The sequence below is a fragment of the Agaribacillus sp. DX54 genome, assembly GCF_056858335.1.
This window is the reverse complement of sequence record NZ_JBXEQE010000011.1, coordinates 1-13544: the sequence shown is the minus strand read 5'-3', so window position 1 is coordinate 13544 and position 13544 is coordinate 1. Positions and strand designations below refer to the sequence as shown.

10 protein-coding genes are annotated in these 13544 nt (G+C 43.2%); 9 read left to right on the top strand and 1 reads right to left on the bottom strand.

All coding sequences use genetic code 11. From position 1 onward, the window contains the following. Window positions 1–100: 100 nt before the first annotated feature. From AC04NP_RS13480 to AC04NP_RS13455, 6 genes are all read left to right on the top strand, one after another. Window positions 101–4783, top strand: a complete 4683-nt coding sequence (locus AC04NP_RS13480) for a cobaltochelatase subunit CobN (protein WP_482860287.1) — start codon at window positions 101–103, stop codon at window positions 4781–4783. Further along, entirely contained in the window at window positions 4784–5476 is a 693-nt protein-coding gene (locus AC04NP_RS13475) for a hypothetical protein (protein ID WP_482860286.1), read from the top strand. It abuts the gene before it with no gap. Continuing rightward, the gene (locus AC04NP_RS13470) at window positions 5464–6063 is read left to right on the top strand and encodes a MotA/TolQ/ExbB proton channel family protein (protein ID WP_482860285.1); all 600 of its coding nucleotides are present in this window, start codon (window positions 5464–5466) and stop codon (window positions 6061–6063) included. Before AC04NP_RS13475 ends, AC04NP_RS13470 begins: the two co-directional genes overlap by 13 nt. Beyond that, the gene (locus AC04NP_RS13465; protein ID WP_482860284.1) at window positions 6044–6376 is read left to right on the top strand and encodes a DUF2149 domain-containing protein; all 333 of its coding nucleotides are present in this window, start codon (window positions 6044–6046) and stop codon (window positions 6374–6376) included. The genes AC04NP_RS13470 and AC04NP_RS13465 overlap by 20 nt, the downstream gene beginning before the upstream one ends. A gap of 49 nt (window positions 6377–6425) precedes the next feature. Continuing rightward, on the top strand, window positions 6426–7646 hold the full coding sequence (locus tag AC04NP_RS13460) for a GTP-binding protein (protein ID WP_482860283.1): 1221 nt from the start codon (window positions 6426–6428) through the stop codon (window positions 7644–7646). Between the two features lie 303 nt (window positions 7647–7949). Then, window positions 7950–11171 (top strand): hypothetical protein, encoded by a 3222-nt coding sequence (locus AC04NP_RS13455; protein ID WP_482860282.1) that lies wholly within the window; start codon window positions 7950–7952, stop codon window positions 11169–11171. On the opposite strand, the gene AC04NP_RS13450 is transcribed toward AC04NP_RS13455, so the two are convergent. Then, window positions 11168–11431 carry a TOTE conflict system archaeo-eukaryotic primase domain-containing protein gene (locus AC04NP_RS13450; RefSeq protein ID WP_482860281.1) on the bottom strand — a complete coding sequence of 88 codons (264 nt, stop codon included), beginning with the start codon at window positions 11429–11431 and terminating at the stop codon, window positions 11168–11170. The genes AC04NP_RS13455 and AC04NP_RS13450 overlap by 4 nt on opposite strands. A 275-nt stretch (window positions 11432–11706) precedes the next feature. On the opposite strand from AC04NP_RS13450, the gene AC04NP_RS13445 reads away from it, so the two are divergent. The 3 genes from AC04NP_RS13445 to AC04NP_RS13435 form a co-directional block, all read left to right on the top strand. Next, a complete protein-coding gene (locus AC04NP_RS13445) occupies window positions 11707–12162 on the top strand; it encodes an AlbA family DNA-binding domain-containing protein (protein WP_482860280.1) in 456 nt (151 codons plus the stop codon). 92 nt (window positions 12163–12254) lie between these two features. Next, window positions 12255–13136, top strand: a complete 882-nt coding sequence (locus AC04NP_RS13440) for an ATP-binding protein (protein WP_482860279.1) — start codon at window positions 12255–12257, stop codon at window positions 13134–13136. Window positions 13137–13312: 176 nt separating this feature from the next. Beyond that, window positions 13313–13544: transposase (locus tag AC04NP_RS13435; RefSeq protein ID WP_482860278.1), on the top strand; the 232-nt coding region annotated here is incomplete at its 3' end.

Here is a 13544-nt window from a genome sequence, read left to right as displayed (position 1 = left end):
TGATCGTTGACAAACCTTGTTGCCGTTGTAGTGAGGTGCATCTCTTTGTATCGAGACCATGAAGCGTTCCAGGAAAATATTGTTTAAGCGGATTGGATTTATGCTGATATTCATAATCCTGGTGGTTGTATCGTCCAGGTTTTACCGCAAACATGTCAGCACCACCAAGATCGCCTTCATTAATTACCGTGAGTTTCAGCTCTCTCGCATCAGCAAGTCCAACCAAAACAGTTGGATACAGATTGATGCGTTGGAATTGGATCAGTTGAATAAAGTTCGTGACTATTCTGCGGTTTTCATCTTTGGTCGTGGCTTTCAAATGTCACCTGAACAAATGCAGACCCTCCGGCATGCCGGCTATGCGGGAGTCAACCTTTTCGTGGAAGCAGCTACCAATCCTAATGTTGACGTGACTAATCTCAAAGGAGAGACTTTAGACAATGTCACTGATTATTTCAGATACGGAGGTACGGCCAATTACACGAACCTTTTGACCTATGTCCGTAAGGAAATGGATGGGAAAACCTGGTTTGTCGATACGCCCGAAGCGCCCAAATCCATACCCAGAGATGTTTTTATTCACCTGGAAGAGAGCGCCATTTTTGAAGACTTTGATGCCTACAATAACTATTTGACTGTGGAGGGGATTCATAAGTCAGGACAACCAAAAGTAGCTTTGCTAACCAGTGTCCCCGGTCCGTTCAATGCTAATCGTGACCATGTTGACGATTTAATCAGCATGTTGGAAAGCCGCCAATTCAATGTCTACACGATCAGCGCAGCGACCAAACGACTGGAGTTTTTAAAGCAGGTTAACCCTGACCTGGTGATCTTAATGCCTCACGGCAGGCTTACTCTTGGACAGGAGAATGAAGCTATTGGCTGGCTCAAAGAAAAGAATATCCCACTGCTCACGCCTCTCAGCGTATTTCAACCATTTAATGATTGGGTGGATGATCCGCAAGGATTTGCAGGCCCATTGCTCTCCATGAGTGTGGTCCTACCCGAAATAGACGGTGGGATCAACCCATATGCTATCATCGCTCAATACGAAGATGACCAAGGTTATCTATCCTTCCAAACCATTCTCGACAGGCTCGAAAAGTTCGGTGATATGGTCGAAAAATGGCTCACGCTAAAAGCCAAGTCCAATAAGGATAAAAAAGTGGCCATTTACTACTTCAAGGGCCCTGGCCTCAATGCCATGGTAGCGGCTAACATGGAAGTAGTGCCCTCTATATACAACACATTGGTTAAATTGAAAGAGGAAGGGTACACCGTGGAGAATCTTCCGGCTTCTGCCGATGAACTATGGGAAATGATCAAGATACAAGGTTCGGTATTGGGTCCCTATGCCAAAGGCGCCTTTGACGACTTTCTGCAAAACGGAAATCCTGCTTTGGTGGAGACCTCGCTTTATGAACAATGGGTGGCGAAAGACCTTAAAGAGGATAGTTATCAACTGGTAAAAGACAAATTTGGGGATGCACCGGGGGAGTATCTTTCCACAAGCAAAGACGGCAAAGACTACATCGCAGTGGCCCGGTTGCAGTTTGGTAATGTAGTGTTGCTGCCTCAGCCCCTGGCCGGGTTGGGTGAGAATACCTTCCAAATCGTTCATGGTACCAAAGCTGCGCCACCTCATCCCTACATCGCCTCCTACCTCTGGACGCGTAACAAGTTTCAGGCAGATGCCGTCATTCACTGGGGCACGCATGGAAGTTTAGAGTTTACCCCCGGCAAACAGGTAGCCTTATCCGGTTATGACTGGTCAGATGCACTCATAGGCATTATCCCTCATTTTTACATCTACACAATCAGCAATGTTGGTGAAGGCATTATCGCCAAGCGAAGAAGCTACGCGACAACTTTGAGTTACCTCACACCACCATTTATGGAATCTGAAGTTACGGGAGACTTAAAGAAGCTGAGCGACAAGCTTACCGCATTTGTCGGGGCCAAAGGGGCCGTGCGAGAGCAATACCGAAAGAGTATTGGCCAATTGGTCTTGCAACTTGACTTACATACCGACTTGCAACTGGACAGTACAGGCCATTATAACGATGAGACCATCTTCAATCTCTCCAACCATGTAGAAGAAGTGAGGAATGCCAAGGTGACAGGGGGACTTTACACCATTGGCGAGGCATACCCGGATGAACAGAAAGACAATACCGCCACACTAATGGCACTCGACCCGATCGCCTACAGCCTGGCTTCCCTGGACAAGCTCAAAGGGAAAGTCTCACAAAAGCAATTGGATAACCAGGTTTACTTCGACCGACATTACCGTAACCGAGCAAAAACCGCCATAGCCAGGATGACGGTCAAAGGGAGTGCTCCGGAAGATGTCTTGGCGGATTTGGTAGACCCAAGCGAACTGGAGGTTGCCAGGGCCTGGAAGAAGCGTACCAGAGGCATGTCCGATGCGGATATTGTGAGAGGATTCATTGGTATGGGAGATGCAAATGCCAAAAAAGGCCGTCCCCATGGGCATGGAAAGAAAAAGCCCGGTGGACCCACGGATCAGGAAATCGCTGAACTCAAGCGCTTGGTCATCGCCATTTCGCCCTTTCCTGAACGGGTTGATTTCATCGAGAATCTGAAGTCTGACAAACAATTTAAGCAGCGTTCGGGAATTTTAGATCCTCAAACGCTGGAAAAAGCTAAAAAAGTGGCTAAAGCCATACCCGCGATGGCAAAAGCCTTGGAAATAGGCCAGCAACCGGATGTGTTTGCCTTACTCAAAATGATGCAAAAAGAGTCGCTGAGGCGAATGACTTTTGAATTGCTGGAGGATGAGCGCCTGTCTGAGCAGGTGGCATTGGAAAGCGCGCGCGCGGAAAAAGAAACCATCGCTCAACTTACCGCGCCCGGGTACATCGGTTCATTACAGTTAGTGACTGACCCGAAAAAAATTGAAACGGCCTCCCGTACCCAGCTCGAGGCACACCTGTCGCGATTGAAAATGTACCTAAGCCAATGGAAGCTCATTGATCAGCAACAGCCGGATGTATTATCTCCCTATTGGTCAGAAGACAGTTTTGAGACTGATATGAAAGGGGCAGTGGATAAAGTAGAATTGGCGCTATTAGCTGCGGAAAGAAAAGAAGAAGAATTTGGCACGGCCGTATTGCGTATTGAGCGGGCCGTTCGGTCAGTCGGTGAATATCGAACAAACCTCGTCTCCAGCACGCAGGCCGAGCTACAAGCGGTGCTTACAGGATTAAACGGCGGCTATATCACTCCCTCCTCAGGGGGTGATCCGATAACCAATCCGGCCACCGTCCCTACCGGACGCAATTTGTTTTCCATTGACGCTGAAAAGACACCTTCCCCTGAGGCTTGGAATGTTGGGAAATCATTGGCTAAAACTTTACTGTTAACGCATTACGAAAAACATGGAGCTTACCCTAAGAAAGTGAGTTTCACACTATGGCCTGGCGATTTTATAGATACGGAAGGGGCCATGATTGCCCAGATTTTCAACTTACTTGGTGTTGAGCCGGTACGTGATCCTTTCAGCCGGGTGACAGATGTTAAGCTCATTCCGATAGAAGCATTGGGTAGACCAAGAATCGATGTGGTCTTACAAACAGCAGGTCAGTTCCGTGATTTGGCAGCATCCAGGATGTTCCTGATTAACAAAGCAGTGAAAATGGCGGCTGAAGCTGATGATTCCGAAGATAACTATGTGAAAGCCGGTGTATTGGCTGCCGAGGTCTTTATGAAAGAAAAAGGGCTATCGCCAAAACAAGCCAGAGCATGGTCCACACAGCGGGTTTTTGGAGGATTGAATGGTAACTATGGAACCAAGATCATGGAGATGGTGGAAAAAGGAGATCGTTGGGAAAATGAAGAGGAAGTGGCTAAGACCTACATTAATAACATGGGAGCTATCTATGATGAAGGAGAAAATTGGGGGGCATTTAAGGCAGGTGTATTTGAAGCAGCATTGCAGCATACTGAAATAGTGGTCCAACCTCGCGAAAGCAATACTTGGGGCGGCTTAAGCCTGGATCACGTATATGAATTCATGGGTGGTTTGAGTATGGCTGTTAGATCGGTGACAGGCAATGATCCGGATGCTTATTTCAACGATTTTAGAAATCCTTCCAAGGCTAAAGTTCAAGGGCTGAAAGAAGCGCTTTGGATAGAGGCAAGAACCACCTTACTTAACCCGAAATACATTAAAGAATACATGAAGGGTGGAGCTACTTCTGCGGAGACCTTTGCCGAAACGTTCCGTAATACATACGGGTGGAATGTGATGAAACCGGCAGAAATAGATGACGCACTCTGGAATAATCTGCATGACGTTTATGTGAGAGATGAACTGAGCTTGAATGTTCATGACTTCTTCGAAAGGGAAAACCCTTATGCCTTACAAGAGATGACCGCTGTCATGTTGGAAACCATTCGCAAAGGTTATTGGAAAGCTTCCGAAAAGCAGATAAAAGAACTCGCCGCTTTGCACACTGAATTAATAAAGGAGCATAAAGCCGGATGCAGCGGTTTTGTGTGTGACAATGCAAAGCTAAAGGATTTTATTTCAGAAAATCTTTCCGAAGAGTTATTGGTGAACTACGAAGCAGCATTAAAAACAGTGAAGGAGCCGGAGGCTTCTGAGGAAGGGATGGTACTTGAGAAAGAAACCATCATGGCAGCGGGCGAAGAAAGCCAGATAGAGAGTGACAACAAATCAATGATAGTTTACATGGTCATTGGTTTGATCATGCTGTTGTCTGTGTTTTTGATTATCAAGCGAAGAAGACAGGAATAAATGGAATTGGTAGTCCGGTTGTTGTTGGTATTGGCATCCTTGAGTTCATTTTTTCAAATGAGCCACTGGAGGCTATTGCCAAGATTAACAGCCGGACTGCTGCTGTCCTTTATTTCATACCTGTTGTACCCCTGGATGATTGAGCAAAGCAGGGATCAGTTGGATCTATGGCTCGGTGATGTGGTCATGATGCAAAATTTGGCGGTCATCCAGGTGGTGGAGGCCCTCATTTTCATCGGCATTGACCTGGCTATGTTGAAAGGCTATTTTGGAAAGCCGGTCAGCAAGTACAAGCGGTATGCAAGCTTTTTCCCGGGTATTATATTGTTTGTGGTGTTGCTTTATGCACAAATGATGACCTTCTATTCCTTTACAAAAATGGAATTTGATGCGCTCGGGCTATATTTCTCAGTTGGCGTTGGTGTAATCATATTCCTTTTTCCATTAGGAATAAAATGGATTATTCCGGAAAACCATTTGAGAATGGAATTGCGCTATATTCTATGCTTCGGGCAGATTTTGGGCGCTGTGATGATCACGGTTTTTTGTCAGGTGTTGCCTTATCGCCCCACTGATACTGAAATAGAATTCAATCCATTGTTGGTAGTTTTTGGCCTCGCTATCCTTATGTTTTTGATCGGTTGGGGCTGGTCAATTTTTAAGAATCGAATAAAATTTAAATGGAAATATTAAACAAAGTATTGTATTGGATATCTACCGGTTTGATGTTGCCGGTAGTGGTGATTTTGATTTTGTTGTTTCTTCGGGCACTTGTGGCTTTGGGTACCTTTTATGGAGCCTATATCACCCGCCTGAAAACTTCCAAAGCTTTGGATGCCTACCTCGGCGTTGTTGCCAAGAGCGGGTTGGGTAATCAGGGAATTCCCACAGGTAAAGGCGATGTAATGATCTATATGGGACACCTGCTCAAAGCGATTCAATCACCCGTTAACAGGGAAAAAACTCTGGCCGATTTTGAAATAGCTATGTCTCGTCAGTTGGCCACTACCAAGAGTATGTCAAAGCTTGGGCCTGTTTTGGGATTGATGGGAACTTTAATACCTATGGGGCCGGCTTTGGTAAGTTTGGCATCCGGTAATATTGCCTCGATGGCTGAAAATATGCAAGTAGCTTTCTCCACCACGGTTGTAGGGCTGATTGTGGGGGCGATCGGCTATCTTTTGACAGAGGTAAAGCAACGATGGTTTGCCAGGGACCTTTCGCAATTGAATTACATCGCGGATTTAATTACAGAAGAAAATGAGCAGGAGAAAAAATAAATTTTTACACCATCAGCCAGACGATGATCCCATTTCATCGGTTGCCAATCTCTTCGATGTGGCCATGGTGTTTGCGGTGGCACTGATGGTAGCATTGGTAGCACACTTCAACATAACTGAGATGTTCACACAAGAAGACTTTACGATGGTGAAAAACCCGGGCAAAGACAACATGGAGATCATTACCAAGAAAGGCGACGAGATAAGTCGCTACAAATCCGGCAATAGTACTAAAAGAGAAGGCAATAAAGGCAAGCGAATAGGCATAGCCTATGAGTTAGAAAATGGTGAGATTATTTATGTGCCGGAGTAGCATAAAATGAGTAGAACAAAATATTAGGAGGACCTTATAAATGACTAAGATGAATTTCTTGAAAGAGAAAAAATTACCTGTAACCGTATTAAGTGGTTTCCTGGGAGCGGGTAAAACTACTTTGCTCAATCATGTGCTCAATAACCGACAAGGTTTAAAAGTAGCTGTTATTGTTAATGATATGAGTGAATTGAATATTGACGAAAAGCTAATTGCCAATGGAACCCAACTCTCTCGAACAGATGAAAAGCTGGTAGAAATGAGTAACGGCTGTATCTGCTGCACACTTCGTGAAGACCTCATGATAGCGGTAGAAAAATTGGCTAAGATGAATAAGTTCGATTACTTGCTGATTGAAAGTACCGGTATTTCTGAGCCTGTTCCCGTGGCACAGACCTTTTCTTTTGCTATCGGAGATGAACTGTATGATCTTACTCAAATCAGCAGGTTGGACACGATGGTCACAGTGGTGGATGCCTTTAACTTCTTCAAAGATTTTGGAAGCGCAGAAACTATACTGGATCGTAAAATGACAGATGATCAGGAAGACGATCGCTCTATTGTTAATCTGTTAACTGATCAGGTGGAGTTTGCCAACGTGATCATCTTGAATAAGTCAGACCTGGTAACCGGAGACCAAATAGGCTTGTTGGAAGAGACACTTCACAAACTGAACCCGACGGCAAAAATCATTCGAACCACCCACAGCAAAGTGAACCCCAAAGAAATTCTGAATACAGGCTTGTTCAACTATGAAATTGCAGAGCAGTCAGCCGGATGGCAGAAAGAACTGGAGTTAGCACAAAAGGGCATTTCTCATAGACCGGAAACAGAAGAATACGGTATCGGCTCATTTGTTTATCAAAATTCCAGACCCTTCCACCCTCAACGATTCCTGGATTATGTGGGACAGGATTTTCCAACCACTATCATCCGAAGCAAAGGCATCTTCTGGATTGCTTCAAGGCCTGATAAGGCTATCCTGTGGAGTCAGGCGGGCGGATCTTTGAAGGCAGAGGTGTATGGGCGGTGGTGGGCAAGTGTACCCGTTAAACAACGGGCAATGAGTCAGTCATACATGGAAAGTCAAGACCAAATTCAAGCCAAATGGGATAAAAAATGGGGTGACAGAATGAACGAATTGGTCTTTATTGGACAAGATATGAATAAGGAAAAGATTATTGCTGACCTGAACAAGTGCCTTCTGACTGATTTTGAGATTGATGAGATGGATGGGGGTATTGGTTTGCAAGACGATTGGCCAATATGAATTTTTTTACGTCAATGCTGTCTCTAAGCAAGAGGTGGAAAGTATCCAGGCTGATAGTCAGTGGTTCCGGGGACGATCAGAATAGTAGTTTTTAAATCAGATATCGACTTTTTTTGTAGTCCGTTTTTTCAGTATGAGGTCATGATCGACTACTTTATTTTTCATCGCTAACTTACGATGTAGTACAAAACTCTAATAGTCATTTGAAACTACAGTACAAATCTGATAAGTTGCAGAAATTTAGGAAATTCCAGGGGCACATGCCATATCTGGACGTTAACTACACTAAGCGTAAGAAAGGTCATGAAGTTCAAATTCTTGAAAAGCCGAAAATTCCGGTGGTGGTTTATTTCCATTACAATCCTGCTGCCGGTACTGTTTTTTGGTATCCTGTTGCTATTTATATACGTAAAGAAGGACGATATTCTTCAAGATCAAATTACTACGTTAAACAAGCGGCACAAAGGCCTTATCGTGGTAGGCAATTCCCACTTATCACCCTTTGAGAACTTCCCCTACATTTCTATAAAGGTGGATGATGTACATGTGTATGAAACCAAAGAGGATGATGCATCGGTTATCCTCGATGTTGCCGATATCTATGTCGGTTTCGATATATGGGATATTGTGGGCGGAAACTATGATATTCAGACACTTCTTATAGAAGAAGGATTCTTTAATATTGTGCTGCATGAGCATGGAACAACCAATCTTCAAAATGCGCTTGAGGCTTCTGGTGAGACAGGTGAGGAAGAACCAGTGGCCATTCATCTCAAGAATATTGCGCTACGTAAGTTGGATATTCACAAGCTGAATGAAGCTACCGGTACGGATGTCGAGACTTTCATCTACTGGGCCAAAGGTGGATTTAACACAGGCAATGGCTTGATTTCGGCCCATATTGATACTGAATTTGAATTGAATGTGATTGATAATGGCGACACTACCTATATCCATCACAAACATTTTGAATTTCATACAGATGTTACACTTGATGAAAATACCGGACTGCTCACAATTAAACCTTCCGGTATAATAATGGAACATGGTGAATTTGAGTTGGAAGGATCGCTGGATACCAAAAATGACATGAACATTGATCTTGCCGTGAAGGGTACGAAGCCCAATTTCGATATGCTCATTGCTTTTGCTCCGGAGGACCTCATACCAGTTCTGGAACGCTACAAAAACGCGGGAAAAATCTATTTCAATGCCGTGGTTCAAGGCCCTACACTCCATGGACAAATGCCGCTTATTGACGCGAAGTTCGGAGCAAGTGAGGCCTTCCTGGAAAACACCGATAAGGGTAAGCGCATTAATGACATGGGTTTTAAAGGATACTTCACCAATGGTGAAGAACGCAATATGCGCACCATGGAATTCTCGCTGACCGACATGACTGCCAAACTGGAATCCGGAAAGTTTTTGGGTTCCGTTGTCGTTAGCAACTTTGAAGAACCGGAGGTGGATATGCAATTGAATGCAGACTTTAACCTGGAATTTCTGGCAGGTTTCTTAAATCTCACCCACATAGAAAATGCCTCGGGAAATGTATCGCTGGAAATGAAGTTTCACGATATTATTGACCTGGATCAACCTGAACTTGCGCTCAATGACCTTAACCAGGCGTATTTTAGTGAGCTGAAAGTGACAAATCTATGCCTGTCTTCCGCACACCTTCCCACACCATTAAAACAGCTTGATATGCACCTTATAATGAATGGGAAACAGGCTACCCTCGATCAATTTGATATGTTACTGGGTAAATCCGATTTATCCATGACCGGATACTTATCCGACCTTCCTGCCATTGTGCATCACACGAATATACCGGTAGTTGCACACCTGGGAATTGAGTCGGATGTATTCGATATCGCAGAAATAACCGGCTATTCAGAGAAAGACCGTACCGGCATCAATGAACGGATTGAGGATTTGAGCGTTGGGTTCTCCTTTAAATCTTCAGCCAAAGCTTTTACGGAGTCGCGTTATCTACCCGAGGGAGAATTCTTTATTGATAGTCTGCATGCCCGACTTAAACATTATCCACACGAATTGCATGATTTCCATGTAGACTTTCTGATTGACGATCGGGATTTAAAAATTGTAGATTTTACCGGTTTTATCGATGATTCCGATTTTCATTTCAATGGATTGGTACATGATTACAGATCCTGGATGCAGGAAGATCTTAATGGTGACGTGGATCTGGATATTACTTTCACATCTGACTTATTGCGACTGGAAGACATCTTTTCCTATCAGGGAGCAAACTACGTACCGGAGGACTATCGCCACGAGAAGTTTGAAAACCTGGCTTTGCATGTGAATTCAAGTATGCATTATAAGGAATCGGCATTACACTCCATAGATATTGACCTTGATAAGTTCAATGCCAAAATGCACGTACATCCCATGCAATTTGAGGATTTTGAAGGTCACTTCCACTATGAGGATGATCATTTCATGATACAGAAGTTTCATGGCAAAATGGGTAGAACGGTTTTTGATGTAAACATGAACTATTATCTTGGGGATGATGAAGCTATTAAAAAGCGTGACAATTATTTTGGTCTGAAGGCGAACTACATCGATTTCGATCAGCTTTTCAATTTCAATCTGCCCCCTTCGACTCCTTCTAAAACAACAGCAACAAAAGCTGTTACAACAACTGCTGATGTGCAGGAACACGCTGAAGCTTTTAACCTCTATAAGCTACCCTTTACGGATGTGCAATTTGATGTGAATGTCGAACACTTCATTTATCACCGTATCGATCTGCAGCATATCAATGCGCATTTGCGCACTACACAAAACCATTACATCTACATAGACACCCTTAATATGAATGCGGCTGGGGGTAGCATCAAGATGTCGGGCTATTTCAATGGTAGTGATCCGAAACACATCTATTTGAAGCCTGATTTAATTATTAAGGATGTGAATATTGATAAGTTGATGTTCAAATTTGAAAACTTTGGACAAGATCATGTGGTGTCTGAGAACTTGCATGGCCGGCTTTCGACTCGAATCACCGGAAACATTAGGGTATATCCCGACTTAGTTCCGGATCTGGATCAGTCGGAAGTCCACATGGATGTAGAAGTGCTGGATGGCAGATTAGAGGATTACGAGCTTATGTTAATGCTATCTGATTATATGGGTGATAAGGATCTTAAAAACATCCGGTTTGATACGCTCAAGAATCACCTGGACATCACTAATGGACAGATAACAATACCTAATATGACCATTGAGTCAACGCTGGGTCACATGGAATTATCAGGCACCCAGGATATCGATCACAATATTGAGTACTTCCTGAGAATCCCCTGGAAGACTATCAAACAAGCGGCTCGCTACAAACTGTTTGGCGATAAAAAAAACGCAGATGGCCAAACGCGAGATGATGAGATTATAGAACTCGACCCAAATAAGAAAGTGCGCTACCTAAACCTGAAGATACACGGCAACATGGATGATTTTAAGATAGGACTAGGTAAGGCGAAACAACGCAAAAGTTAAATACCAATCAGTTGTTCACCATTCAGATGTTGGTTGACCTGCTCATCGGTTAGTGTCAGGGAAGTCTTGTCTTTATAGTTTCTAAGGGTACCACCTTTCATTTTATCAAGACGATACATATGCGGGTCATATTGATAGGCAGTCATGTATCCACTTTTATTACCCTTTTCCCAATGTATGGCAAAAACATCTTCTCTGCCTTTGAAAACAGACTGGAATAAATCAATGTGAATGTCCGGTAGTACCCTGATTTTGTCCATATCCTGCAAATACCTTTCGAATTAAAATTCTGAACATTTTACCACCACATAAGGCATAATTGATGATTCTGAATATAGCTGTTTTGGAATGAGATTAATTATGTCCACCCCAAAAAATAAGATATTTTTACAAAACTCTTTTTCATTGTACACCTTCTTAAAGATGTGCTTTGCAAGGCAGTTGGAATATTGGAAGCTTGTTTAAATGATTTATTGAAATCAATCTCTGAAAAGAACTGATTGAGAGTTTTTAACTGCGGTCCCAAGTGGGAAATATGACAAAAGAAGAACTCATAGCGAAGTTAAATGACATAGAGTGGGAAGACTTCGAAGTAAAAGAGGCTCGTTCTGAAGTTCCTAAAAGCATTTGGGAGACGGTAAGTGCTTTTTCCAATACTGCTGGTGGCTGGCTGGTCTTTGGTGTGAGTAAAAAGGGGAAAGGATTTATCATAAACGGTGTTAAAAATCCCGAAAAAATTGAACAAGATTTCACGAACACCCTGCGCAGCGATAAATTCAACGTAAAGATTACCCCTGATTGCCGGAAATACGATTTTCCGGAAGGGACAATACTCGCTTTTTATATCCCCATTTCTGATAAAAAGCCGGTTTATTTCAATGCGCTTGCCAATACATTCATTCGCACGGCCAGTGGCGACCAGCGAGCTACTAAGCCGGAAATAGATTCAATGTACCGGGATCAGGCATTCGGCACAAGGATAAGGAACTGACTAAATATAGCTTTGATGACTTACATAAATCCAACATTGAAAGCTACAAGTCCTTTCTGAGGATCACTAATCCGGGACATAGATACAATAAGTTGGGCGATGTTGAATTACTGGAAAAATTGCAAGTCATTAAAGGTGGAAAGGTAACTATTGGCGGTTTGCTGGTTTTTGGTAAATATGACAATATTGAGGATCTGCTCATAGACTTCCGGGTAGATTACTTCGAAATACCCGGAACCTCCTATTCTGATGCAGAGGTTCGATTCACTTACCGTATTAGTGAAGAAGAAAACCTGTACCAGTATTTTTTCAGTATTATGGACAGGCTTTCTAAAAAGATCGAGTTGCCCTTTACCATGACCAGCAGTGGACTAGCGACAGACAACCAGCCGCAACTGGTAGCTATCAGGGAGGCATTGGTTAATCTGTTGATGCACTCCGACTATTTCAGTTCCATGAAACCTAGGATACGGGTTTTCACCGATAGAATTGAATTTATGAATCCAGGGAGATTGCCAAAGGATTTAGCGTCTATCATGAAAGAGGACTTTACACAGCCTAGAAATCCAATTATTGCCAGAGCATTCAGGGTATTGAAATTGGCAGAGAGCGCCGGATCGGGTTTTGAGAAAATGTTTTCGGGATGGCAAGGTTATTATAAGAATACACCTGAAGTTGAGGGCGGATTGGATTTTTATAAGATTACTTTTTATACCAAGAGGATCGCGGTTAAAACTGTGGAGAAAGGTGGTCAGAAAGGTGGTCAGAAAGTGTCCTTAACTACCAGGCAGGCTGAAGTGTTACATCTTATTCAGGACAAACCTGATATAACCCGGAAGGAAATGGCAGATAGTCTGGAAATTAATGAATCGGCAATACAAAAGCATATAGAGAAATTGAAAGAAAAAGGGGTAATAGAGCGAACAGGTGGTGATAGGGGCGGGCATTGGAAGATATTGATTGATGAAGTGTAGGAAAAAAACCTGGGGAAAATCATTTTGTTACCAAGAAAATTAACAAATGATGGCGCCAAAACACCTTTTAGGTTGGGGTATTAAAATATAATTTTAGTTTGTTCTTTGTGCCTGGAGACTGTAAATTAAATTCTGTCTAAGTTAAAATAATTAGAAATTTATAACTTAGAAGAGTAATGACACAAGAAGAATTAAACGAATTACAGAAGCAAGCTTTAGAGCAATTCAAATCAGGCCACTCACTTTTTGGTAAAGATGGTGCCTTCGCACCGATGTTGAAACAATTCCTGGAGTCAGCCCTTGAAGCGGAGATGAGCGAGCATCTGGATGAGCAGAAGCGCGAGGGGGGTAATAAACGTAACGGGCAAGGGAAAAAAACGATTAAGAGCTCCACAGGCTCCTTTGACC